This is a genomic window from Prevotella sp. P4-119 (assembly GCF_002251345.1).
Taxonomy (GTDB): Bacteria; Bacteroidota; Bacteroidia; order Bacteroidales; family Bacteroidaceae; genus Prevotella.
In genome coordinates, this window is sequence record NZ_NPJB01000076.1 from 15,525 (window position 1) to 41,758 (window position 26,234).

A 26,234-nucleotide genomic window follows, 5' to 3' on the forward strand; every position below is an offset into this window, starting at 1 on the left:
CATTATACGTCAAACAAAAAAAAGAAACAATGAACGAAGAGAAATATATACACCAGCAAATGAAAGGAAAACAACCTTTCAAAGTGCCAGAAGGATATTTCGACGATTTGGCAATGAGAATCATGACAAATCTACCCGATGCTGAACAACATGGTGCTACACCTACTGTTGCTGTTCATAAACATCGGACGGTAAGATTATGGATATCGGCTGCTGCGGCTTGTCTCGCTGTCATGGTAGTAGCTACCGCTCTCCTTTTCCAACAGGATTCTCCACAACAAGTCTATAAGGTGCAAGCTGCAGAAATGCCTGGCGATAGATTTGTTGATGAGGCTGCCGACTATGCCATGATTGACAATACTGACATCTATGCCTATCTTGAAGATAATTGATGACCCACAAAATCCTGCAACAATGAAGACTAAGTTTCACACCATACTGTTAATGATCGTCATGGCTATGATGACGTCAGTAGCCTGGGCTCAAAACAACCAAAAGTTCTCTCCAAAACAATTCGATGCAGAACTCACGGCATACGTGATAAAGAAAGCGCACCTCACACCGCAAGAGGCTGATAGACTCATCCCTTTGATGAAACAGATGCACAGCCGCCAACGAACGGTGTATGTAAGAATAAGAAATACGCACAAGACGCTACGCGAACACCCTAACGACAACGAGGCTTGCCGTAAGGCTTTGATAGAGCGCGACAAACTGAATATTGAACTCAAAACCATCGAACAGAAATTCCATAACAAGATGATGCGGGTGGTTCCTGCCAGCAAAGTCCTTGCTGCCGTTGAGGCTGAAGACCGCTTCTTCCGTCATGCCATGAAACAATGGAAAAATCGTCCACCAAAGAAATAACGCTTCACCGTCACACGGATTTTTTTTATTCCCACCATGTCCGCTTCCTTTTAACGTCACACAGATATTCTGGAACAGTGAGAGCAGAGGAAAAGCTCGGTTTTATGGCACCTTTTCTCGCCATGGCAGAGTTTAAGTGAACTTAATTCTGCTCATTTGGCTTAACGAAAACGTTCGGTTTCACTTTGCCGAGTCGTGACAGAATAAGCCAAAGGCAAATCACAGAAACGTTGGTGCTCCGGAAAAAAATCCACGGAACACACTCTAATAATCCACGGAACACACGGAGTACACGGATGTTAGTTAAAGATTTTCTTTAAGATTCTAGTTTAGATGTCGAGCCGTAAGGCGATCCCCAATAAATCCCTTCCCAAAAGCGAGGTATTCGAGCGCATTTTGTTTAGGATTTTAGTTAAAGATTTTGTTTATGGAGGCAGAGTGATAGAATTATTTCTTGCGTAAGCAACATCTAAACAAAGATTTCCCCCAAAGATTTCTTGCCTTTAGGCAACTAAAAAAAATCCGTGTCCTCCGTGTGCTCCGTGGATAAATCCCGATGATCCGATGATTGATTTCTGTGACAACATAAAAGATGCGCCCAAGTATATCACCCGGACGCATCATCATTATTCTCAAATTATTATTTTGTAAACCGTACAACAGCAACAGGACGGAGAATTGCTTTATTAGTAGTTAGACTTAAATCTCTCTTAACTTTAGAGCTGAGTAGATACCCTCTAATCGTTCCGTTGTCATCATAAAAATAATCATCTGTCAACAATTTAGGTTTCGGAATTTTTAGATTTATCGCAGCAAATCCTATCGAATAAACAGCATCCATTTCTGCTTCATTAGGCAAGTGCCAACCAGTTATTTCATTTTCTGATGCGATTTCCGACAATTTAGAATTGATGGAATTACGAGCTTCTTCTTGACTCATCGTACCATTACATACATCAGAATACTGATTCGGATGCAACAACAACACCTTGATAGCATTACTTTCTTCGGTGCGACTCAATACATAACACCCTTTATAAAGAGTACCAACCTCAGGAGCTGTTTCATTGATAGTAGGACCAGAACCTCCATCCTGAGTATTGGTCTCATCGAAGTTAAAGACGATATCCTCAGTACCCTGCCATGTAGCCCCCGTGATAGTACCCGTCACATGAAAATTTTGTTTCTCAGTATAGGTAGCATTAATATGATATAGATAGTTGCTTTTCCATTTATCGGTCAACTGATAGGTATAACCTTTAGCATTTCCATTCGTTGTCATACTAATCTTCACAGAGGCAGATGCAGCAACATCAAACAACACGTGTCTTGGAGTTTTCAACTCCCATGTACCCGATTCCGTACCAGATTTTTCCAGTGTGATCACTTCAATATTCACATCTTTCATTGTACCGTCAAAAGCCATACTCTTACACGTCTTCGACAGCGTCACACTCACAGCAGTGACATCGTCAGGAACCTGTTTGATGACGATAGATTCAATCTTCGACACACAGCGATTCATCAACAGGTTGATAGTGTTAGCTTCCCCTTTCGTCGTAGTCACCGAACTTTTAGCCATCATCAAGTCCCCATGCTCTTGTCCGTCTTGCAAGGTAATCACAGACGCAAGTGTAGCCTCATTCACACTGGGCAACGTATATTTTCCCTCTGCCACACCTCCGAAGGCATACACATCATACACACCTTCTACCAAGTCATAGACAACACTCGCGTCAGCAGATTCGATACGCCGAAAGTCAATACACGCCTTGTTGGCATCAAACAGATAAACAGCCACAGGATACGCCACTTCTTCAGCCCCACTCTCCGAGCGAGTGGTAACAGTCAAACTACTTTCTGGGTTAACCGGGGTTACCTCAGAGAATTCTTTTTCACAGGATGTCAAGAGGGTCATTGACACCACAGTCATGACAATACTCACGACCAATTTGATGTTCTTTTTCATTGTTTAGTTTTATGTTTTGTTGTTATTGGTTCTTCATCGCTTTTTTTTATTAATCAGACAAAAGTACAAAAAATCACAGAAACAAAGAAAGAAAATTAAAGGAAAATCAAAAAAATCCACGGATCACACGGAGAACACGGAGTGTTTAGTGGTTATAGGTTAGTGTTTAGAGTTTAAAGGTTATGGGTTAAAGGTTAGAGGTTAGTGGTTATAGGTTAGTGGTTAGTGGTTAGAGGTTATAGGTTAAAGTTTAGAGATTCTAGTTAAAGATTATTCTAAAGATTTTATTTAAGATTTCGAGCATCTCCGATGCGATCCCCAAAAAATCCCTCCATAAAGCGAGGAACTCGAGCGCATTTTGTTTAGGATTTTAGTTGAAGATTATATTTATGGAGGCAGAGTGGTAGATTATTTCTGGCCTCCGGCCATATTTTAACAAAGATTTCCTCCAAAGATTTCTAGCCTTCAGGCTATAAAAAACATCCGTTTAAATTCCGTTTAAATTGGCTATGCCTTTGTTTTCTCGCCACGGCATAATTAAAGCGAGCTTTATTCTGCTCATGGCTTAACGAAAACAATCCGATGATCCGTGTCCTCCGTGTGCTCCGTGGATAAAAATTCCGTGTCCTCCGTGGATAAAAACAATCCGTGTGACATTTCAGATGCGGATAGTAAGGAGTTGAGTGATGTCAGTGAGATAGTTAGGACTACGGTGATCAGATTTCACCATCCAGGCTTGCCGTTCCGTACCTTCCACTGCCAATCGAATGGTTTTCAATCCATAACGGTGGTTAAGGCGGTCTGTCGTATTCATCAGACTGTTGCGCTCTTGCCGATTATGAATCGTATCAAAAAGGTCGGTCTGCATAGGAGTCGCTGACACAATATCACTGATGATAACACCAGCCTTCTTGTAAAGGATATTGGGATGATAGATGGCTGAAAGCACGCGTAGAGCTGCTTGAGTCAGTTCCATGGTGTCCGATGTGGGGAGTAACAAAGACACCGATGCAGTATTGTTGTATTGCGGAAGATCTTCACGAAACCTGTTGCTATAAAGAAATACACTCACCGTCTTGCCTGCAGATCCGTCTGCACGCAGCTTATTGGCGCAACTGGCGGAAAAAGAGGCTACTGCTGCCTTTAAGGAAGCAAGGTCGCTGACCATATCACCAAAGCTACGACTGGTGCAGATGGTCTTTCTGCGCACAACCTCTGACGTATCGATAACAGGAATACCATTGAGTTCAAGCCATGTCTGTACTCCTGGCTTGTGTAAATGTGACTTCACCCATGCCTCACTCTTGTCTGCAAACTCCAATGGTGTACTGATGCCGTGATAGTTGAGGCACTCAAGGGTATGACGCCCTATGCCCCAAACATCAGAAAGGTCGAACATCGACAGGGCCTTACGACGCTGTGCGGTACTCTCAATGAGACATACCCCTTTGTAACCACGATATTGCTTGGCAAACTTACTACCCATCTTGGCCAATGTTTTAGTAGGGGCAATGCCAATACTGACAGGAATATCTGTCCATAGTTGAATCTTATGTCCTATGTCGCGCATCATACCGACAAGGTCGAAATGACCTCCGTAGCCTGTTAGATTACAGAAACTCTCGTCGATACTGTAGTTCTCCACCTGATGGATGGAATGGCGTAAGATACTGGTGATACGCTTGCTCATGGCGGCATAGAGATACATATTACCTGAAAACACTTCTACATGATGGGCCTTCACAATGTCTTCCACCTGGAATATCGGGTCACCACGATGAAGACCAATGGCTTTGGCTTCAGGGGTGAGCGCCACAATACAGCCATCGTTGCTCGACAAGACCACCAGGGGCTTGTGGCGCAAACCAGCATGGAATACACGCTCTACCGAACAAAAAAAACTGTTGCAATCTACCAGGGCATACATGGTCTCAATGGGGCTTGTGGATGATATAGGTGACGGTACCCCAAATACTGAATGAATCATTGGGGGTGATCTCTATCTCTGGATAGTCGGGATTGGCAGGAATCAGCCAACCGGTATCACCACGGCGTTCAAAACGCTTGAGGGTGTATTCCCCATTCAGTTCACATACTGCAACTTCCGAAGGAGACGGGTTACGGTTGCTCTTATCCACAATGACAATATCGCCATCCATAATACCGGCATCAATCATCGAACGCCCTTTGACACGAATCAGATAACAGGCCTCTGGATTGGCACACAACATCTTCAGCAGGTCAATGTCCTGACTGCGCTCGTCGTTGTCAAGGGGTAGGGGAAACCCTGCCACAATACGTACATCGAAGAAAGGCACGTGCATCTCTTTGAGACGAGTAGCGGGATATACGTTACCCCACGACAAGGTATTAGCGGATGCCTCGTCTCCCTGTATGCTTCTGATGATGCAACGCTTGATAAACTCTGTTTTATTCTCCTGTGAATCAATGATATGTGCTACATCGCCTGGTACACGGAAAGTAAATGATTTACTGTCTGTTGGTGGCCGCCCTGCACCTTTCCGGCGCCCTCCCCATTGCTTGTCTTGCTGTTGTTCTGTCATGAGTCTTGGAATTGATACTGCAAAGTTAAGAAATAATTTTGATTTCCGTCATACACTTTTCAAAGTTTAACACTATACTGTATAACCTTAACGCTAACCCCAAAAAATCCACGGAGCACACGGAGGACACGGAGTGTTTATTGTTTATAGGTTATAGGTTAAAGATTTTTGTTAAGATTTTTGTTTAGATTTCGAGTATCTCCGATGCGATCCCCAAAAAATCCCTCCATAAAGCGAGGTACTCGAGCGTATTTTGGTCAAATATTTTTGTTAAAGATTTTTGATATCAGCCTATCTAGGTAAATACTTTTGTCCTTACAGGACGTAGGTGTATATGTTACATCAAGTCCGCAGGGTGTTACCCTGGGCTAAGGAAGCCATTGGGCCTTCAGCCCGTTGTTGCTTGTATATCAAATCTTGCGAAGAATCCAAAAAAACATCCGTTTAAATTCCGATGATTGCTTAGAGTGTGCTCCGTGGATAAAAATTCCGTTTAAATTCCGTTTAAATTCCGTCTAAATTCCGATGATCCGATGATTCATTTCTTGCGAAGCAACATCTTAAAGAAGATTTCCCCCAAAGATTTCTAGCCGTAGGCTACCCAAAATATCCGTGTCATCCGTGTGCTCCGTGGATAAAAAATCCGTGTCCTCCGTGCCCTCCGTGGATTATTTAGAGTGTCCTCCGTGGATTATTTAGAGTGCCCTCCGTGGATAAATTTCCGGTGATCCGTGCGATATTTGTCGAAGAAAGTCGTAACTTTGCAAATCAAAACCCATTCAGTGCGATGATGCACCACAAACAGCATCAAAACAAAGAATAAATATGATGAACGAAACAGTAATATCAAGTCTTCAGAACCCACAGGTCAAACGACTGGTTCTCCTACAACAGAAATCATCAGAGCGCCGCAAACAAGGCGTCTTCGTCGTTGAGGGACTCCGCGAACTACAACACTGTCAGGAGGCTGGCTATCAGATAGAGTCCGTCTTCCTGTGCCCTGAGTTAGCAAAAGACACCAGACCGTCTGCACCACACCTCTTCACCGTGACACCTAAGGTCTATGAGAAAATCGCATACCGAGGATCTACAGAGGGAGTCGTTGCCGTGGTCTTCGACAAACCACTGACGCTGAACGAACTGAAACTGTCTTCATCACCATTACTCGTCATCTTAGAACGCGTAGAGAAGCCTGGCAACCTCGGAGCGGTACTCCGTTCTGCTGATGCTGCACAGGCTGACGCGGTGATCGTCTGCGATCCACTGACAGACCTCCACAACCCTAATCTGATACGCAGCAGTATCGGGGCAATCTTCACCGTACCGACCGTTGCCTGCTCGTCAGAGGAATGTATCCAGTTCTTGAAAGATAGAAACATACAGATTCTGACAGCACAACTGCAGGATTCCCACCTCTATTATGATGTCGATATGCAACAGCCTACTGCTATCGTCATGGGAACTGAAGCCACAGGACTCACCCAACAGTGGCGGGAGGCGGCATCAGCACATATCCGCATCCCTATGTTGGGACGCCTCGACTCCCTTAACGTCAGCGTCTCTGCGGCCATCCTCCTCTTCGAGGCTGTACGGCAGCGACAGATTGCAGCACTATAAAAATGACTTTCTATGAATACTACCCTCATATACGACTTCCTCAAGGCTATTGCTGCCAATAACAACAGACAGTGGTTTCAAGAACATAAAAATGAGTATCAGACTGCACGACAGGAGTTTGAAACGGAGGCTACACAACTGATACGACAGATTGCTTCCTTCGATCCTACCGTAGCACACCTCTCTGTGAAAGACTGCGTCTATCGTTTCAATCGCGATACGCGCTTCTCACCTGATAAGTCTCCCTATAAGCGCCATTTCTGCGTGTATATCTCTGCACATGGCAAGAAATCTCTCCATGGCGGCTATTATGTGCATATAGAACCGGGACAGTGTATATTGGCAGTAGGCACCTATTGGCTACCTACCAATATCCTGACGGCATGTCGCAATGAAATCATGGCCAATGAAGAGGAGTGGCTGCGCTGTGTGGAGAATCCCGACTTCCTACATCTCTTTGGTTCTCCCGATTCTGCTACTTGGGAGGATGCGCAAGGGTTTGGTATGACGCATCTGAAAACATGTCCTGTGGGATTTCCACGCGACTATGCCTACCTGCGCTACCTGCGTCAGAAAGACTATTGTTGCTGGCGACGTGTTGATGATGATTTCTTTGCTCAACCCGACTGGATGCAACGCGCCATCGAAATCTTCAAAGTGGCGAAACCCATGATGGATTTCATCAATAGTGTGGTCGATGACTATGAATAAACGGTTGCTGGTCATCGCTGTGCTCCTGATGGTCGTCATACATCAGGTAACAGCACAGATATTGCCTGATACAACAATCCTGGTTGAAGGCTTACCGCAACATCATTTCCCTTCATCTGTACCACCGGGTAACTATAGTGGGATAACACCATTGGGCAACAACCGATATGCTGTGGTTGACGATAAGGCTGCTACCAGTGGCTTTCATGTCTTTACTATGATGGTTGACTCTGTTTCTGGTGAACTCACGGATGTCCGTCATGAGGGCTTCCGTTCTTCTGCCATTCCCAACCGTGATGAAGAGGGCATTGCGTTGTTCACTCCCGATAGCACCCTGTTCATCAGTGGTGAACACGATAATGCGGTTCTGGAATATTCCCTTGCAGGAGAGTTGACTGGACGTCGCCTCGATATCCCCGCCGTAATCCGTCAGGCACATGCCAACCAAGGTCTGGAGGCGCTGACCTATCACTCTGCCTCTCACCATTTCTGGACGGTTACAGAAGCGCCTCTCGCTGGTGAGACCTCACAACGCCTGTTGCAGTTTTCTGACAGTCTTACCTGTTCTGGGCAATGGCGCTATGTGATGGATGCCCCACAAAGCAATAAACGCAGAGGTACCGATGTCTATGGGGTGTCTGCACTGACAGCGCTTCCCGATGGTCGTTTATTGGTATTGGAACGTGAGTTCTTTGTGGCTCAACACTATATCGGCTCTTTTGTGACCTGTCGCCTGTTTCTGATTGATCCCCTTCATACAGCGGAAGACGCGGTGCTCCCCAAACAGTTACTCTACTCTTGGACCACGCGGTTGAACCTCACCACCCAGCATATTGCGAACTACGAGGGTATGTGTCTTGGGCCACGCCTCCCTGACGGTCGTCAGGTCCTTATCCTGGTCGCCGATTCCCAGAATCAGTATAAAGGGGTATTGAAAGATTGGTTCAAAACCTTACTGTTGTCTTACTAACTTTATCCACGGAACACACTCTAATAATCCACGGAACACACTCTAATAATCCACGGAACACACTCTAATAATCCACGGAACACACGGAAGACACGGATGTTAGTTAAAGATTATTCTAAAGATTTTATTTAAGATTTCGAGCATCTCCGATGCGATCCATAATAAATCCCTCCTGCAAAGCAACGTACTGTTGCGCATTTTAGTAAAGATTTTAGTTAAAGATTTTTGATATCAGCCTATCTAGGTAAATACTTTTGTCCTTACAGGACGTAGGTGTATATGTTACATCAAGTCCACAGGGTGTTACCCTGGGCTAAGGAAGCCATTGGGCCTTCAGCCCGTCGTTGCTTGTGTATCCAAAATCATATTCTTAAAGATTATATTTATGGAGGCTGAATGATAGATTATTTCTTGCGAAGCAACATCTTAAAAAAGATTTCCTCCAAAGATTTCTTGCGAAGCAACTCAATAAAATCCGTATAAATTCCGTTTAAATTCCGATGCCACGCCAAAGCCACGTAAAGAAATGATTCACCCATTTGATGGGAGTCAGAAACCACCGGTAGGTGCTACATTCCTTGCCACCGAACCGAAGGATGAAGTCACGATAGGGATTCCTACGAAACGGCATACCTACGTTGAGGAAACGCACATGGTCATAACCCGCCTCGTGGGCATCCGTCATCGCCTTCCATAACGTCACAGAGAGAGGATGCAGTGGTGCCATCGATTTCCGACGCGCAGCAGAATACCAGAGATACACATCGTTTTCAGAATAGATACATACCGCAGCACCGATCACATGTCCATGAAACAAGGTGATGAAGATCTGACAGTGACCGTCATCCATCAGAGAACGGAAGAAGGATGCTGGTGGTTGATAGTGGTAGGGTTTCAACCAGTTGTACTGACTGAGGAGTTTGAAGAAGGCATCGAATTCCTCGTCATTCTCCACCTTCTTGGTCACCGCACCTCGCGCGATACCGTTCTCTATACGGTGTAGCAGGCGTTCTGAGATACGGTCCTGTGGTGAGGCAGAGTGGAGGGAGTTATGCACAGACATCCATTTCACGGGGAAGAAATCCATGCGCCGCAAGGCACCATAGCCAAACATCTTCTGCTCGAAACCTAACAGTTCAAAATACAACACCTGGTGTTGCAGTTTGTTCTTGAGTGCACTGACCATCATGTCAAACACCTCCTCCCGGTTGTTGACACCGCGTTCATATTCCCCTTCTCCTATGATCCATGCGTGTTGCATGAGGAACGGTGGTATCCAGAGTCTGTGTTGGCGCACCACCGCAAGTAGGTGGGCGACAACCTGTTCGTCATCGTCGCTCACCACGACCATATAGGGTTTCTGTCGTTGTGCGTCTTCGTAGATCTGCATCAATTGCCTGCTATGGAAATACTTCCTGCAGGGGAAATCGGGCAACTCTACCACATGCTCATAGATTCTCGTTCTCATCATCTCTTCCTTTTATATCACACAGCTCCCACCGATCTTTTTTAATCCACGGACCACACGGAGGACACGGAAAAAGATTCTAGTTAAAGATTCTTTTTAAGATTTTGTTTTAGATGTCGAGCCGTAAGGCGATCCCCAATAAATCCCTCCATAAAGCGAGGAACTCGAGCGCATTCTGGTAAGGATTTTGTTTAAAGATTTTGTTTTCATCCTACGAGGTTCTTACTCATAATAATTTCTGGCCATAGGCCATCTTTTTATTAAAGATTTCCCCCAAAGATTTCTTGCCGTAGGCAACTAAATAATCCACGGAACACACGGAGAACACGGAAAAAGATTCTAGTTAAAGATTATTTTCAAGATTTTCGTTTAGATTTCGAGCATCTCCGATGCGATCCCCAACAAACCCCTCCCAAAAGCGAGGTATTCGAGCGCATTTTGGTCAATGATTTTCGTTAAAGATTTTATTTGGAGATAAACTGCGAATCCACAATATTTCTTGCGAAGCAACATCTTAAAGAAGATTTCCTCCAAGATTTCTTGCGCTCGCGCAACCCAAAAATATCCGTGTCATCCGTGTGCTCCGTGGATTTATTCAGAGTGTGCTCCGTGGATTTATTCAGAGTGTCCTCCGTGGATTATTCAGAGTGCCCTCCGTGGATTATTCAGAGTGTAAGATTTCAGATGACTCCGGCAGATTGCAGCTGTACAGCCATTTGCTCTTGGAGCTCCTTGGCCTTTTGGCCAGCAACCTCAGCGAAGTCGCTACCCGTTGAGGCATAGATGATGCCACGTGACGAGTTCACCAACAAGCCACAGTCGCTGTTCATACCATAGCGACAAACCTCTTCCAGACTACCGCCCTGAGCACCAACACCGGGAACCAACAGGAAATGCTCCGGCGCCAGTTTTCTGATGTCTTCAAACATACGACCCTGGGTGGCACCCACCACATACATCATATTGTCCTTCGTGCCCCACTGCTGACTCTTCTTCAATACCTTCTCAAACAAACGCTCACCCTGTTCGTCGGTCGTCATTTGGAAATCGAGAGAACCCTTGTTGGAGGTCAGCGCCAACAGGATAACCCAGTGACCCTCATAACCGAGGAAGGGAGTCACACTGTCTTCACCCATGTAGGGAGCCACCGTCAGCGAGTCGATGTCATACTCCTCAAAGAAGGTACGTGCATACATCGCAGAGGTGTTGCCGATATCACCACGCTTCGCATCAGCGATGATGAAATGATGGGGGTAGTTCTCCTTGAGGTATTTCACGGTCTTCTCAAACGATATCAAACCCTTCACACCAAAAGCCTCGTAGAAGGCCAGGTTGGGCTTGTATGACACACAGTAGGGGGCTGTGGCATCGATGATGGCTTTGTTGAACGCGAAGATAGGATCTTCCTCATTAAGAATATGTTGTGGCACTTTCTTCAAGTCTGTGTCGAGACCTACACAGAGGAAAGACTTCTTCGTCTTGATCTGTTCGATGAGTTGCTGTCTGTTCATAATCTATTTTTTTGTTTCTGTTTTTGGAGGTTCTTTTTGCTGGTCTGTCGTACGTTTCATAGAGGTTATGAGGTTCACGAATTCCTCGGCGGCAACAGTCTTCTTGTTGTCATCCTTCTCGTCGTTTCGCCTGGTATAAAACTGTCCCATGCTATTATTGATTTAGAGTTCGTTCTCCTTCATGCGCTCGGCATTCTCTGCCACGGTGAGGGCATCGATCATGGCCTGGATGTCACCGCCGAGGAATCCCTGCAGGTCGTGTGTCGTATAACCGATACGGTGGTCGGTGACACGACCCTGTGGGAAGTTATACGTACGGATCTTGGCAGAACGGTCTCCGGTAGAGACAAGCGATTTTCTACGTGATGAGATGTCATCCACATATTTCTGATGCTCCTTGTCGTAGATGAAGGTATAGAGGCGCGACAACGCACGCTCTTTGTTCTTAGGCTGGTCACGGGTCTCCGTACACTCGATGAGGATCTCTTCGGTCTCACCGGTATTCGGATTCTTCCACATATAACGCAGACGCACTCCCGATTCTACCTTGTTCACATTCTGTCCTCCTGCACCGGAACTGCGGAAGGTGTCCCATTTGATCTCTCCTTCGTTGATATGTACTTCAAACTTATCGGCTTCGGGGAGTACGGCAACAGTGGCGGCACTGGTATGCATACGACCCTGGGTCTCGGTAGCTGGTACACGTTGCACGCGGTGTACGCCTGATTCGTATTTCAGCGTACCATAGACATCAGCACCGCTCACGGCAAAGTCTATTTCCTTAAAACCGCCTACTGCACCTTCCGATACCGAGGTGATGGAAAGGTTCCATCCCTTCGAGTCGCAATAGCTCTTGTACATCTTAAAGAGGTCACCGGCAAAGAGGGCTGCCTCATCACCTCCTGTTCCTGCGCGGATCTCCATCTGCACATTCTTGGCATCTTCCGGATCTTTCGGGATGAGGGCGATCTTGATCTCTTCTTCCAACTGGGGTTGGAGGCGCTCGTTCTCCGAGAGTTCCTCACGTGCCATTTCCTTCATCTCCGCATCGTCCTCATTGGCAAGGATATCCTTGGCTTCCTTGATACTGTTCAGACAGGCGATATAACGCTTGCGGGCATCCATGATATCTCCCAAGTCTTTGTATTCCTTGGTGAGCTTGACAAAACGGTTCTGGTCGGCAATGACAGAAGGGTCGGTGATGAGTGTTGACACTTCCTCAAAACGTGCCTCTAGTCCGTCGAGTTTCTGTAATATGCTGTTACTTTCCATTTAGTAGTTGAATGTTCCGAATTCTGATTGTATAGTAAGACTCTTCTGACCTTCTTCGATATGGCCCACGACCTGTGCGTCGATGTTAAACGACTTACTGATGGCGATGACGCGTTCTGCCACTTCTGGACGTACGTAGATCTCCATACGGTGTCCCATATTGAATACCTGGTACATCTCACGCCAGTCGGTGCCTGAACATTCGTGGATGGCATGGAACAATGGGGGAACGGGGAACATATTGTCTTTCACTACACGACAGTTGTCGCTCACGAAATGCAATACCTTGGTCTGGGCTCCACCGGTGCAGTGTACCATGCCGTGTATCTCTGGGCGCAACTCATCAAGGAGCTTCTTGATGACAGGAGCATAGGTGCGGGTGGGGGAGAGCACGAGCTGTCCGGCATCCACAGGGGATCCCTCTACAGCGTCGGTCAGTTGGTATTTACCGCTATAGACGAGTTCGTCGGGGACGGCATGGTCGAAACTCTCTGGGTATTTCTCTGCCAGGTATTTGGCAAACATATCATGGCGTGCTGACGTCAGTCCGTTACTGCCCATACCGCCGTTGTAACGCTTCTCGTAGGTGGCTTGGCCTGTTGACGACAGTCCTACGATGACATCACCGGGACGGATATTGGCATTGTCGATGACATCGCTGCGCTTCATGCGGCAGGTGACGGTAGAGTCCACGATGATGGTGCGCACCAGGTCGCCTACATCGGCTGTCTCACCACCTGTGGGATAGATGCCGATTCCCATCTCACGCAACTCTCCCAAGAGTTCGTCGGTGCCGTTGATGATGGCGGAGATGACCTCACCGGGAACGAGTTTCTTGTTGCGTCCGATGGTCGAACTCACCAGGATGTTGTCAACGGCTCCTACGCAGAGCAGGTCGTCGGTATTCATCACGATGGCATCCTGTGCGATACCCTTCCATACACTGAGGTCACCAGTCTCCTTCCAATAGAGGTAGGCGAGTGATGACTTCGTTCCTGCACCGTCTGCGTGCATGATATTACAGTATTCGGGATCCCCTCCTAATATATCGGGGATGATTTTACAGAAAGCCTGTGGGAAGACTCCTTTGTCGATGTTCTTAATGGCGTTGTGAACATCTTCTTTGGCGGCACTGACACCGCGCATCATATATCTGTTGTCCATAATCTAATATTTAAATAGGTGGTTGTCTTATTTCTCGTGCCAGAACTCCCAACTGGCAAAAGCTTGCAGCAGGAGCATCTCCAGGCCGTTCTTCACATTGGCTCCGCGCGCTGCTCCTTTCTTCATGAAGAGGGTCTCGTCGGGATTGTAGATGAGGTCATAGAGGATGGTGTGGCTGTCCATCGCGTCATAGGGCAGCATCGGACAGGCCTCGGTCTTGGGATACATGCCCACAGGGGTGCAGTTGACGATCACATTATATTCCTTGATGACATCAGGGGTGATGCGTTCATACTGTATCGTGTCGGGGCGCTCGTATCTGCTGACAAACACGGTCTCAAGTCCAAGGTTATGCAATCCGTAGTTGACGGCCTTCGACGCTCCTCCTGTACCGAGGATAAGGGCTTTCTTATGCCATTTCTTGTCGAGCATGGGTTCTATACTCTTCGTGAATCCTATCACGTCTGAGTTATAACCCTTCAGCGTGATCTCTTTTCCCGTGTGTGTCACCCGTATCACGTTGACGGCTCCGATGGCGCGTGCCTCTGGAGAGATGGTGTCCAGAAAGGGGATGACCTTCTCTTTATAGGGGATGGTCACATTGAGTCCTTTGAGGTTCGGGTTGGAGTCGAGTACTTCGGGAAGTGAGTCGATGGTCGGAATTTCAAAGTTCTCATAAACTGCATCGATGCTTTCATCAGCAAATTTCTGATTGAAATAGCTGATGGAGAAGGAGTGGCCAAGGGGATAGCCGATGAGTCCGTATTTATCCATTTGTCTATGTATTGTTCTATTTCGTTGCTTGATACATGGTGCAGATGCCGAAGGTCAGTCGTCGGAAGGAGGCTTCGGCAAATCCTGCTTTCTTTAGTATTCCTACCATCTGTTCTCCCTGTGGGAATGCCTCGATTGTACGGGTGAGGTACGAATAGGCGGAACTGTCTTTAGAGATGAGTCTGCCATAGAGGGGGAGCACGGTATGGGAGTAGAGGTGGAAGAGTTGGCGCATGGGGAATGCCACGGGAGTGGTGAGTTCCACGATACTCAGATGGCCTCCGGGTTTCAATACCCTGCAGATCTCTCGGAGTCCTTGGTCGAGGTCTGCGAAGTTACGGATGCCGAAGGCTGCCGTCACAGCATCGAAGGTATCGCTGTCGTAGGAGAGGTGCAGACAGTCTTCTTTGTGAAACGAGATGATGTCCTGCAGGCCTTCCTGCTCCACTTTCTGACGTCCGATCTCCATCATGCCCTCACTGATGTCTGCCCCTATGAGTGTGGTGGGCTTCAACAGCTTGGCGGCTAAGATGGCGAAATCGCCTGTTCCTGTGGCAATATCGAGGATGGCCTGTGGCTGATAGGGGGCCAGTTGACCGATGGCTTTCTTCCGCCATCCCCGGTCTATGTCCCACGAGAGACGATGGTTTAGGGTATCGTAGGTGGGAGCGATGTTGTCAAACATCTGCTCCACCTGCGTTGTCTTCTCGCCCTCGTGATAGGGCTTGATCGTCTCTTGCTGATACATCCTTTATCTTGTCTTCAGATAGTTGGCAACATTCTTCTCTATGCGTGCAGCGATATCGTCGTTGTCGCTGGCCTTGATAAATTTCTCTCCGGTGATATGCTCATAGAGCTCGATATAGCGCTCGCTGACGCTCTCTGCATAGGCATCGGTGATCTCTGGCATGGTCTGGCCGGGCTCGTTCATGAAGTTATGTTCGATGAGCCACTGGCGTACAAACTCCTTCGACAACTGCTTCTGGGGCTCTCCCTTCTCAAATTTCTCTTCGTAGCCGTCAGCATAGAAGTAACGTGAGGAGTCGGGGGTGTGGATCTCGTCGATGAGATATACCTTTCCATCGCGCTTTCCAAATTCGTATTTGGTATCTACGAGGATGAGGCCCTGCTTGGCGGCAATCTCCTGTCCGCGTGCAAAGAGGCGACGGGTGTAGTCTTCCATCACAGCATAGTCTTCTGCTGATACGATACCCTGTGCGATGATTTCCTCGCGTGAGATATTCAGGTCGTGACCCTCATCAGCCTTTGTTGTCGGGGTGATGATAGGCTCTGGGAAACGCTGGTTCTCCTTCATGCCTTCGGGCAGTTTCACACCGCAGATCTCTCTGCATCCGTTCTTGTAGTCTCTCCATGCCGAACCGGTGAGAATGCCTCTGATGATCATCTCCACGCGAAAACCTTCACATTTCAGACCGACAGTCACCATGGGGTCTGGTGTGGCGAGTTTCCAGTTGGGGCAGATGTCACTGGTGGCATCGAGGAATCTCGCTGCAATCTGGTTGAGCACCTGTCCCTTGAAGGGAATACCTTTAGGCAGGATTACGTCAAAGGCCGAGATACGGTCTGTGGCAACCATGACCATCAGGTCGTCGTTGATGTTGTAAACGTCGCGTACCTTTCCGTGGTACACACTCTGTTGTCCTTCAAAGTTGAAGTCAGTCCTTGTTAATGCTTTCATCTTTATTTGGTTTTTTATCAAACTTCTCGTAGGCGTTGACGATACGTGTCACGAGTTTATGGCGCACGATATCTTTTCTGTTGAGTTCCACCACGCCTATTCCTTCGATGCCTCGCAGGATGGAGAGCGCCTCTTTCAGTCCGCTCTTCTGTTCGTGTGGCAGGTCTATCTGTGTCATATCACCCGTGATGATCATCTTGGTGTTCCATCCCATGCGTGTCAGAAACATACGTATCTGCTGGGGGGTGGTGTTCTGTGCTTCATCCAGTATGACGACCGCATCAGACAGGGTGCGTCCGCGCATAAACGCCAATGGCGCAATCTGTATGATGTGCTTCTCCATCATATCCTGCAGTTTCACCTGTGGCAACATATCCTCCAGGGCGTCATAGAGTGGTTGCAGGTATGGGTCTATCTTATCTTTCATATCACCGGGAAGGAATCCCAGTTTCTCGCCGGCTTCTACGGCAGGTCGTGACAGAATGATTTTCTTCGCCGTCTTCTCTTTCAGTGCTTTCACCGCCAGGGCGATAGAGAGGTATGTCTTTCCCGTTCCTGCCGGTCCCACGGCAAACACCATATCGTTATCGTTATAGGCATCTATCAATGCCTGTTGGTTCTCCGACCGTGCCTTGATAGGTCTTCCTGCCATAGAATAGCAGACGACACCGTCCGGTACTTCGTCCTTGGTACGGTGTCCTTTCACGATATCGAGGATGTCCTCTGCTTGCAGTGCATTGAATTGCAGCACGTGTTGTCTTATTTTCTCGGCACTCTCTTCAAATGCCGCCATTTGTTCCTCATCGCCAAGCACTCTGATCACATTGTCTCGTGCCACAATGCGAAGTTTAGGAAACAGCGCCCTCATCATCTGCAGATGTGCGTTCCCTGCTCCATAGAACACCACAGGATCAATATCCTCTAATACTATATGTTTCTCTATCAAAATCTTCCTTTTTTCAATTTCGTTGCAAAGGTACGAATAAGTGAGCGGAATACAAAAAGAAAACTCGGTTTTCTTTTTTATTCCCGAACGAGAGTACCTTCGCCCTCAGGTCAAAGGTAGTGCAAATCGAGTGAAATACAAAATAAACCCCGGTTTATTTTTATTTCCGAGATGCCGCCTACCTTGGAGCTTCCGCTCAAAGGTACGAATAAGTGAGCGGAATACAAAAAGAAAACTCGGTTTTCTTTTTTATTCCCGAACGAGAGTACCTTCGATCTCAGGTCAAAGGTACGAATAAGTGAGTGAAATACAAAATAAACCTCCGTTTCCTTTTTTTATTGTGCTCCAGTAAAAAATCCACGGAACACACGGAGTACACGGAGTTTTTAGTGGTTAGAGGTTAAAGGTTATAGTTTATAGGGTAAAGTTTAGTGGTTAGCGTTAAGGTTATAGTTTAAAGTTTAGAGATTCTAGTTAAAGATTATTCTAAAGATTTTCGTTAAGATTTCGAGCATCTCCGATGCGATCCCCATAAAAATCCTTCCCAGAAGCGAGGTACTCGAGCGTATTCTAGTCAAAGATTTTAGTTAAAGATTATAGTTATGGAGGCTAATTGAATTGAATTATTTCTGGCCGCAGGCCATATTTTAATAAAGATTTCCTCCAAAGATTTCTTGCGCTCGCGCAACCAAAAAAATAATTCCGTTTAACATCCGTCTAAATTCCGATGATCCGATGATCCGATGATCCGTGGATTACATATCCTCCATCGACAAACCTTGGTATTCAATCTTGAATTTCTTGAATTTACCTGTAGTCTGAAAGAAATGCTCAGCTTTATCTTTTAAGATACCGAGGTTGATATCCTGGGCTTGGCGTTTTACCTCATAAAAAATAACTTTCTTTTCCAGTTCATCGGCAACGATAATATCAATTTCGTTCTCGCCTTTTCTGTCCCACCAGGAAGCAATCTGAGTATATTCTTCACTTTCTATCATCTTTGCCGTAAAATATCTTTCCAGAACCTTACCGGTGTATGTGGTGTAGTTCTTGTCAATAACCATCTTTAGTTTTTTATTGGCGCCAACCTCTATCATATATCCATATTTATAGATGTAGCGAAACCAAACGCGAAGGAAGTTGTCTTCTATCTGATAACGTATGTTTCGATTGGTCTTTTGAAACATCGGGGTATAACGGGATATCAAGCAATAGTCATTCTCCAGTTTGGTGAGATAGCCCGCAAGTTCTGTTTTCATGATACTTTCAATTTCACTACGAGTCGTGTGACCAGAAGCGATAAGTTGTAATATCTCGAAATAACGGGCATAGTCTTTGCCAAATTCTTCTATCAGCATATTTTTCCCTTCGTATATGAAATAAGAGTTTTTGGCAACAAACCTCTCTGTCATCTCTTCCTTGGTCGTGGCTCCTGTATCCATCATCATTTCAACATATTCTGCCACACCGCCAGTGTAACTGTATAGTGCCAGTAAATCTTCGTTGGAGTAGGATGGATTATATGTAGAGATGATTTCCTTGATAACAGAAGGGGGAAATGGAGTGACTTTTATTTCTCCAGTCTGCCTGCCGTAGAGAGGTTGTTTGTTGTTTTTAAAGATGATGTTCATCAACGAATAAACAGAACCGCAGACCACGAGATTGATATGAGCTTCCTGTTTGTTGAGATCCCAAATCTTTTGCATGTCTGAAAAGATTGAGGGATTAACCCGCTTGAAATCTTGAAACTCATCAATGACGAGTGTGATAGGACGAGTCTTGGACAGTTGCAGCAGATATTTAAAAATGTCTGCAAAACGTGTAACCTCGCCGAGAATAGGAAACTGTAGCTTGCTTGTCATCTCTTCGATAAAATCTCTGCAGAGCTCTGCTTCTGATTTTCTTGCAACAAAAAAATACAGCATATCCTGCACATCCTCGTATGCTTTTATCAACAAGGACGTCTTTCCGCTACGTCTGCGTCCTGTCACGATAGTGAAACGAGCCGTTTGCAAAGACAGGTTTCTTGTTTCTTGCAACTCTTTTATTTCGTTATGTCTTCCAAAAAATTTCATAATACTACATATTTAGAACTTCTTTTTCGATAAAAATTTTTCCGAAACCGCCATTTCTGAAACAGCGGTTTCGAATGCAAAGATAATAAAATTACTTGAATATCAACCTGTTTATTCGTCGTTTTAAGTTTTTTTATTTATTCCCTTCATGTGTACACCGGTAAAAAATCCACGGAACACACGGAGAACACGGAAAAAGATTCTAGTTAAAGATTCTATTAAAGATTCTAGTTTAGATGTCGAGCCTGTAAGGCGATCCCCATAAAAATTCCTCCATAAAGCGAGGAACTCGAGCGCATTCTAGTCAAAGATTTTAGTTAAAGATTATATTTATGGAGGCTGAGTGATAGATTATTTCTGGCCCTCGGCCATATTTTAACAAAGATTTCCTCCAAAGATTTCTAGCCGTAGGCTAAAAAAAACACGGAATACATAGAAGACGGATGTTAGTTAATTTTTGCTATCTCCCTACTAGGTAATTACTTTTGTCCTTACAGGACGTAGGTGTATATATTGCATCAAGTCCTCAGGGTGTTACCCTGGGCTAAGGAAACCATTGGGCTTTCAGCCCGTTGTTGCTTGTGTATCAAAAATCATATGTCTTCGCTACTCCAAAACATCTTGCGAAGCAACCCAAAAAAATAATTCCGTATAACATCCGTTTAAATTCCGATGATCCGTGCCCTCCGTGTGCTCCGTGGATCCATAACATTTCTGGCCATAGGCCATATTTTTATTAAAGATTTCCTCCAAGATTTCTTGCGCTCGCGCAACCAAAAAAATAATTCCGTCTAAATTCCGTCTAAATTCCGATGATTGCTTAGAGTGCCCTCCGTGGATTATTCAGAGTGCCCTCCGTGGATTATTCAGAGTGCTCTCCGTGAGACATAATAATTTAAAGTGAGAGATTTTCTTGGTTGTTGCTTATAAAATATGTACCTTTGCAGCCGATTTTAAGATAACAACAACATGAAAGCAGCATTATTCGACTTGGATGGAGTCGTCTTCGATACAGAACCCCAATACACAATCTTCTGGGGACAACAGTGCAGAGAGTTCCATCCAGAACACCCCGGACTGGAACACGAAATAAAAGGCCAGACACTCGACCAAATCTATGACGCATGGTTCGATGGACCCCTGAAAGACAAACGAACCCTCATCACAGAACGCCTCAATAAATATGAAGAGGAGATGGACTATCTCTATGTGAAGGGCTTCGAACAAACCATCAAACTACTGCGTAGCCATGGCGTGAAGACCGCTGTCGTCACCAGTTCCAACCAAGCCAAGATGGAGAATGTCTATCGCCGACATCCTGAGTTCAAAACCTATTTCGATGCCATCCTCACTTCCGAGGACTTCGAATACTCTAAACCGCATCCTGACTGCTACCTGAAGGCAGCAGCACGCTTTGGGGTTAACCCCACCGACTGCGTGGTCTTCGAAGATAGCTTCAACGGACTGCGCTCCGGACGTGCCGCAGGCATGACTGTCGTGGCACTGGCTACAACCAATGCACCGGAACAGATTGCACCACTCAGCGATGAGGTTATCAAAGACTTTAGTGAATACATCCCAAAACTCTAATAATTAATAAGATATAATGGCAGGATATTTGGTTAGTGACACCCGAAAAGTCACATCATGTCGATTAAAGGAAATGAAACAAAAAGGTGAGAAGATTGCCATGCTCACCTCTTACGATTTTACGATGGCAGGTATTGTCGATGGGGCTGGCGTTGATGCCATCCTCGTTGGCGATTCCGCTTCTAATGTCATGGCTGGCAATGCCACTACACTCCCCATCACCGTCGATGAGATGATTGTCTATGCTCGTTCGGTGGTAAGAGCTGTCAAACGTGCCTTTGTGGTCTGCGATATGCCCTTCGGTAGCTATCAGGTGACTGCCGATGATGGTGTACGCAATGCAGTACGCATCATGAAAGAGACAGGTTGCGATGGCGTGAAGATAGAGGGTGGGGCAGAGATTGCCGATATGATACGCCGCATCGTCGGTGCGGGCATCCCCGTAGTGGGTCACCTCGGTCTCACCCCACAGTCTGTGAATGTCTTCGGCGGCTATGGACTGCGTGCGAAAGAGGAGGCTGAGGCTGCCAAACTCCTGGCTGATGCCCATGCCCTTGAAGAGGCTGGCTGTTGTGCTGTCACCCTGGAGAAGGTTCCTGCTGCACTTGCCACACAGGTGTCTAGCGAACTCACCGTTCCTACCATCGGTATCGGTGCAGGTAATGGCTGCGACGGACAGGTCCTCGTGGTACACGATATGCTGGGCATGAACAAGGGCTTCAAACCGAAGTTCCTCCGCCATTACGCCCAACTCTATGATACCATCACCGATGCTGTAGGACAGTATGTGGGTGATGTGAAAACAGGCGATTTCCCCAACGATAACGAGTCTTACTAATCGCACTATATCCCGATGAACGCACAGAACACCCCTGTTCATATCCGCCTTTGGCATAGAGAGTTCTGGCAGATGGCTTTAGCAAACCTGCTGTTGTCTATGTCGGTCTATATCCTCTATCCGCTGCTGCCGCAATGCTTGGAGGATAACGGACATTTCACGGCGGTAGAAACAGGGGGCTCTATGGCGGTCTTCGCCTTGGGCTTGTTCCTCTTCGGTCCCTTCTGTTCGTTCCTTGTGCAACACTATCGGCGCAACAAGGTATGCCTCTGGTCTATCGTCATCATGACGGCATGTCTTGGTGTCCTATGGTATCTCTTTGACGGTGGGTGGCCCTCTGCCACCTTCCCCCTCGTCATGCTGTTGCGATTGGTACAGGGTGCCACCTTCGGTTTGGCACAGATGATACTCTCCAGCACCCTTGTCATCGACACCTGTGAGTCATACCTCCGTACCGAGGCAAACCACAGCATGTCGTGGTTCGGACGTTTCGCCCTGTCCCTCGGTCCATTGGCAGGTCTTTGTGCCACCCGCCATTTCCACATGCCTGTTCCTGATGCGTTATGGATGGCGGTAGGCTGTGCCTTATTCGCTTTCTTGTTGATCCGCATGGTGAAATTCCCGTTCCGTGCTCCTTCCGATCATGTTACTCTGTTCAGCACCGACCGTTTCTGGTTAGGCAGTGGCTTCATCCTTTTCGTCAACCTGCTCCTCATCTCCGTGGCAGTAGGTATGGTCCTGGCATTAGCCACCACCATCGATTTCTATGCCGGTATCATGGTTGGCTACCTCTTCGCCCTGTTAGCCTGTCGTTTCGTCTTCCGTGATGCAGAACTCAAGAGTGAGGTTGTCAGTGGCCTCATCCTGTTCTTGGCAGCCCTCCTCCTGTTGATGGTACGTCCCACAGCATCCTCCGACTTCATCGCTGCCGCCCTGATAGGCATCGCCATCGGCCTCATCGGTTCCCGTTTCCTCCTGTTCTTCATCAAACTCAGTCGCCATTGTCAGCGTGGTACCTCCCAGAGCACCTATATGCTGGCATGGGAGAGTGGCATCGCCCTCGGCGTCGGCATCACCTACGCCCTCCCTGCCTCCCGCTACACCACCTCCCTGACCACCTCCCTGATCCTCGTCTCCCTCGCCATGCTCATCTACAACCTCTACACCCACCGCTGGTTCGAACACCACAAAAACCGGTAAAATATCCACGGAATATAATCCACGGAGCACACGGAGGACACGGAATTTTATACAAACACAGGCGGAAATCTTAAAAAAAAAATCCGTGTCCTCCGTGTGCTCCGTGGATCTTTTAGATTGCCCTCAGTGGATAAAAAACAGATATAAATTTTGCAGTGTCAATATAATATATTATCTTTGCAAAATAAAGATAAAGAGGATAAATGTGTTAGTTGTATGCTTACTATGCAAGACGTTGATAATGAAGATATGACAGCGTTCTGCGACTAAAAACCTCACATCTTTGAAATGATAAAAATAACCAAAAAGGGGTGTGCCCCATGAACCTTGAATGATGAAACATAATCACGTAGTTATAATGGCAGGTGGTATAGGATCTCGCTTCTGGCCACTCTCCACGCCGGAATACCCAAAACAGTTCATCGACATCCTTGGATGTGGAAGAACACTCATCCAACTCACCGTTGATCGTTTCTTAGGGGTGTGTCCTGATACTAACTTTTGGGTTGTAACCAATTGTAAGTATGTGGATATTGTCAAGCAACAGTTGCCGATGATACCTGAGAGTCATATTCTCGCTGAACCAGCAGCACGGAATACCGCTCCTTGCATCGCATGGGCATGTTGGGAAATCAAAAAGGTCGATAGCAAGGCTAATATCGTCGTAACACCGTCTGATGCTGTGGTGATGAACCCTCAAGAGTTTCAAAGGGTCATTGCCAATGCACTTGCATTTACAGCATATCAGGACAATACTCCACAACAGAACCACAGGATTGTCACCATCGGCATTAAACCCTCCCGTCCTGAAACAGGGTATGGTTACGTCGAAACATCTGATGCTGTTGATGGGGGAATCTATCGTGTCAAGGAGTTTAAGGAGAAACCAGATCTTCCTACCGCTCAACGGTATCTTGAAAAAGGTAACTACTTGTGGAATGCTGGAATCTTCGTTTGGAATGCTGATACTATTACGCAATGTCTGGAAGACTACAAACCGAATATTGCCGCAGACATGGATAAAATCGTGGAAACAGGTGATGTGGAACACATCTTCCCACAATGTGAGAAGATATCTATCGACTTTGCTGTCATGGAACCTGCGTCAAAGGATGGTAAGGTCTTCACGCATCCTGCCGACTTTGGATGGAGTGACCTTGGCAACTGGGCATCATTACATGATAAACTTGAGAAAGATGAAAATCAGAATGGAGCAGTTGGCAATGTCCACCTCGTTGAATGTTCCAACTGTGTCGTTCATGCCGAAAATGCGAAGAAGGTCATTCTGCAAGGTCTCGACGGTTATGTCTTCTCAGAGAAAAATGGACAAATCCTTGTTTGTAAACGTACTGAAGAACAACGTATCAAAGAATGGAGTGAGAAATAACAAACAATTATATATTTTATGAGTAAACAGAATATTGCCCTTATTACGGGCGTTACAGGACAAGATGGTTCATATCTGGCAGAATTGCTATTGGAAAAGGGATATGATGTACATGGCATCATCCGTCGATCATCTGTTGATTATCGTGAACGAATCGCTCACTTGGAAGGTAAACCACATTTCCATCTTCACTATGCTGACCTTGGTGACTCTATGTCTATCGTAGGTGTTGTGGCAGAAGTAAGACCTACCGAAATCTATAACCTTGCTGCACAGTCTCATGTGCAGGTGTCGTTCGACTCGCCGGAATTTACTGCGGATGTTGATGCAGTGGGTGTCCTTCGTATCATTGAAGCGGTACGAAAACTGGGACTTACCAATAGTTGTAAGATATATCAGGCTTCTACTTCAGAACTCTACGGTAAGGTGGAGGAGGTTCCTCAGAACGAGAATACGCCGTTCCACCCCTTCTCTCCTTATGCTGTCGCTAAGCAATATGGCTTTTGGATTATGAAGGAATACCGAGATGCCTATGGTATGTTCTGTTGCAATGGCATTCTCTTTAATCACGAATCAGAACGCCGTGGAGAAACTTTTGTAACTCGCAAGATAACACTTGCTGCAGCGCGTATCGCTCAGGGACTGCAAGACAAACTCTATCTTGGTAACCTCGACTCACTCCGTGACTGGGGATATGCCAAGGACTATGTGGAGTGTATGTGGCTAATCCTTCAGGCTCCTAAACCCGATGATTTCGTTATTGCTACTGGTGTGCAACATTCGGTACGTGAATTCGCACAACTGGCATTCCATTATGTGGGCATCGAACTGAAATGGGAAGGAAAGGATGAAAGTGAAAAGGGTATCTGCGTCAGCGGTCCTGAAGACCTCGTGGGCAAGACTCTTGTTGAGGTTAGCCCTGATTTCTACCGTCCTACTGATGTTGTCAATCTCTGGGGGGATCCTACCAAGGCCAAAGCTAAACTAGGCTGGAATCCTAACACCACTTCATTCGAGGACCTTGTTAAGATTATGGTCGATCACGATATGGCAAAAGTAGCCTCAGAAGGAGCTGCAGCAAAAGTCAGAATGAATTTGGCTGAATATCTCGAAAAGGGTATCGTGAAGTAACTGTCTATTTCTGTATATTTCAGCAATACGGACTTCCGTCAGCACAGGTGGAGTTTAACTCGCAGTTCGATACTGCCTGACGGAACACTAATTGATTAGATTATGAAGAAAAAAGTATTTGTAAGCGGCTGTTACGACCTACTACATTCCGGACATGTGGAGTTCTTTCAGCAAGCAGCACAATATGGCGACCTGTATGTGGGCATCGGGTCGGATGCTACCTATATGGAATATAAGCATCGACAGCCTATGTTTCCGCAAGAAGAACGCCTCTTCATGGTGAAGAATGTGAAGGCGGTGAAAGAAGCCTATATCAACCAAGGAAGTGGAGTGATTGACTTTCTGCCCACGCTCGACTTGGTGAAGCCCGACGTCTTTGTGGTCAATGCAGAAGGTGGTTCTGACGAGAAACGTAAACTCTGCAAAGAAAGAGGTATAGAATATGTGGAATTGCAACGCACACCACACGAAGGACTCCAAG

At 46.4% G+C, this 26,234-nt stretch carries 24 protein-coding genes; 11 read left to right on the forward strand and 13 right to left on the reverse strand.

Features of this window, described 5'->3' with window-relative positions; translation table 11 throughout:
- The first annotated feature begins 29 nt into the window (after nt 1–29).
- Nucleotides 30–392 carry a hypothetical protein gene (locus CIK89_RS08285; protein ID WP_094390916.1) on the forward strand — a complete coding sequence of 121 codons (363 nt, stop codon included), beginning with the start codon at nt 30–32 and terminating at the stop codon, nt 390–392.
- 22 nt (nt 393–414) lie between these two features.
- Complete coding sequence (locus tag CIK89_RS08290; protein ID WP_144007381.1) at nt 415–867, forward strand: hypothetical protein; 453 nt, start codon at nt 415–417, stop codon at nt 865–867.
- 640 nt (nt 868–1,507) lie between these two features.
- Here CIK89_RS08290 and CIK89_RS08295 read toward each other — a convergent pair.
- The 3 genes from CIK89_RS08295 to CIK89_RS08305 form a co-directional block, all read right to left on the reverse strand.
- Entirely contained in the window at nt 1,508–2,836 is a 1,329-nt protein-coding gene (locus CIK89_RS08295; protein ID WP_094390918.1) for a fimbrillin family protein, read from the reverse strand.
- A gap of 658 nt (nt 2,837–3,494) precedes the next feature.
- Complete coding sequence (locus CIK89_RS08300) at nt 3,495–4,763, reverse strand: Y-family DNA polymerase (RefSeq protein ID WP_094390919.1); 1,269 nt, start codon at nt 4,761–4,763, stop codon at nt 3,495–3,497.
- A 4-nt stretch (nt 4,764–4,767) separates the two neighbouring features.
- The gene (locus CIK89_RS08305; protein ID WP_094390920.1) at nt 4,768–5,400 is read right to left on the reverse strand and encodes a LexA family transcriptional regulator; all 633 of its coding nucleotides are present in this window, start codon (nt 5,398–5,400) and stop codon (nt 4,768–4,770) included.
- A gap of 825 nt (nt 5,401–6,225) precedes the next feature.
- On the opposite strand from CIK89_RS08305, the gene CIK89_RS08310 reads away from it, so the two are divergent.
- The 3 genes from CIK89_RS08310 to CIK89_RS08320 are packed head-to-tail and all read left to right on the forward strand — an operon-like array spanning nt 6,226 to nt 8,698.
- Entirely contained in the window at nt 6,226–7,017 is a 792-nt protein-coding gene (locus tag CIK89_RS08310; protein ID WP_371327185.1) for a TrmH family RNA methyltransferase, read from the forward strand.
- A gap of 12 nt (nt 7,018–7,029) precedes the next feature.
- Nucleotides 7,030–7,728: a DUF2461 domain-containing protein gene (locus CIK89_RS08315; protein ID WP_094390921.1), complete on the forward strand. Its 699-nt coding sequence runs from the start codon at nt 7,030–7,032 to the stop codon at nt 7,726–7,728.
- Complete coding sequence (locus tag CIK89_RS08320) at nt 7,721–8,698, forward strand: esterase-like activity of phytase family protein (protein ID WP_254046651.1); 978 nt, start codon at nt 7,721–7,723, stop codon at nt 8,696–8,698. The genes CIK89_RS08315 and CIK89_RS08320 overlap by 8 nt, the downstream gene beginning before the upstream one ends.
- A 490-nt stretch (nt 8,699–9,188) precedes the next feature.
- On the opposite strand, the gene CIK89_RS08325 is transcribed toward CIK89_RS08320, so the two are convergent.
- The 10 genes from CIK89_RS08325 to CIK89_RS08365 form a co-directional block, all read right to left on the reverse strand.
- Entirely contained in the window at nt 9,189–10,169 is a 981-nt protein-coding gene (locus tag CIK89_RS08325) for a GNAT family N-acetyltransferase (RefSeq protein WP_094390922.1), read from the reverse strand.
- Nucleotides 10,170–10,846: 677 nt separating this feature from the next.
- Nucleotides 10,847–11,677: an orotidine-5'-phosphate decarboxylase gene (pyrF, locus tag CIK89_RS08330; RefSeq protein ID WP_094390923.1), complete on the reverse strand. Its 831-nt coding sequence runs from the start codon at nt 11,675–11,677 to the stop codon at nt 10,847–10,849.
- 3 nt (nt 11,678–11,680) lie between these two features.
- Nucleotides 11,681–11,827, reverse strand: a complete 147-nt coding sequence (locus tag CIK89_RS13560; RefSeq protein ID WP_158215002.1) for a hypothetical protein — start codon at nt 11,825–11,827, stop codon at nt 11,681–11,683.
- A gap of 12 nt (nt 11,828–11,839) precedes the next feature.
- Nucleotides 11,840–12,949 (reverse strand): peptide chain release factor 1, encoded by a 1,110-nt coding sequence (gene prfA / locus CIK89_RS08335; protein ID WP_094390924.1) that lies wholly within the window; start codon nt 12,947–12,949, stop codon nt 11,840–11,842.
- Entirely contained in the window at nt 12,950–14,113 is a 1,164-nt protein-coding gene (locus CIK89_RS08340; protein ID WP_094390925.1) for an AIR synthase-related protein, read from the reverse strand. It lies immediately after the preceding gene.
- 27 nt (nt 14,114–14,140) lie between these two features.
- Nucleotides 14,141–14,887: a shikimate dehydrogenase gene (locus CIK89_RS08345; RefSeq protein ID WP_094390926.1), complete on the reverse strand. Its 747-nt coding sequence runs from the start codon at nt 14,885–14,887 to the stop codon at nt 14,141–14,143.
- 16 nt (nt 14,888–14,903) lie between these two features.
- Nucleotides 14,904–15,635, reverse strand: a complete 732-nt coding sequence (ubiE, locus tag CIK89_RS08350; protein WP_094390927.1) for a bifunctional demethylmenaquinone methyltransferase/2-methoxy-6-polyprenyl-1,4-benzoquinol methylase UbiE — start codon at nt 15,633–15,635, stop codon at nt 14,904–14,906.
- 3 nt (nt 15,636–15,638) lie between these two features.
- Complete coding sequence (locus tag CIK89_RS08355) at nt 15,639–16,586, reverse strand: phosphoribosylaminoimidazolesuccinocarboxamide synthase (RefSeq protein ID WP_094390928.1); 948 nt, start codon at nt 16,584–16,586, stop codon at nt 15,639–15,641.
- A complete protein-coding gene (locus CIK89_RS08360) occupies nt 16,564–17,532 on the reverse strand; it encodes a PhoH family protein (protein WP_094390929.1) in 969 nt (322 codons plus the stop codon). The genes CIK89_RS08355 and CIK89_RS08360 overlap by 23 nt, the downstream gene beginning before the upstream one ends.
- A 755-nt stretch (nt 17,533–18,287) precedes the next feature.
- Entirely contained in the window at nt 18,288–19,607 is a 1,320-nt protein-coding gene (locus tag CIK89_RS08365) for an ATP-binding protein (protein ID WP_094390930.1), read from the reverse strand.
- Nucleotides 19,608–20,576: 969 nt separating this feature from the next.
- Here CIK89_RS08365 and CIK89_RS08370 point away from each other — a divergent pair.
- The 6 genes from CIK89_RS08370 to CIK89_RS08395 form a co-directional block, all read left to right on the forward strand.
- Nucleotides 20,577–21,197 (forward strand): HAD family phosphatase, encoded by a 621-nt coding sequence (locus tag CIK89_RS08370; protein WP_094390931.1) that lies wholly within the window; start codon nt 20,577–20,579, stop codon nt 21,195–21,197.
- Between the two features lie 16 nt (nt 21,198–21,213).
- Nucleotides 21,214–22,035, forward strand: a complete 822-nt coding sequence (gene panB / locus CIK89_RS08375) for a 3-methyl-2-oxobutanoate hydroxymethyltransferase (protein ID WP_094390932.1) — start codon at nt 21,214–21,216, stop codon at nt 22,033–22,035.
- A gap of 15 nt (nt 22,036–22,050) precedes the next feature.
- Nucleotides 22,051–23,235: an MFS transporter gene (locus CIK89_RS08380; protein WP_094390933.1), complete on the forward strand. Its 1,185-nt coding sequence runs from the start codon at nt 22,051–22,053 to the stop codon at nt 23,233–23,235.
- Between the two features lie 331 nt (nt 23,236–23,566).
- On the forward strand, nt 23,567–24,622 hold the full coding sequence (locus CIK89_RS08385; RefSeq protein WP_094390934.1) for a mannose-1-phosphate guanylyltransferase: 1,056 nt from the start codon (nt 23,567–23,569) through the stop codon (nt 24,620–24,622).
- An 18-nt stretch (nt 24,623–24,640) separates the two neighbouring features.
- On the forward strand, nt 24,641–25,753 hold the full coding sequence (gene gmd, locus CIK89_RS08390; protein WP_094390935.1) for a GDP-mannose 4,6-dehydratase: 1,113 nt from the start codon (nt 24,641–24,643) through the stop codon (nt 25,751–25,753).
- Nucleotides 25,754–25,855: 102 nt separating this feature from the next.
- Nucleotides 25,856–26,234 (forward strand): adenylyltransferase/cytidyltransferase family protein (locus CIK89_RS08395; protein WP_144007382.1); only part of this gene is annotated, 379 nt, incomplete at its 3' end.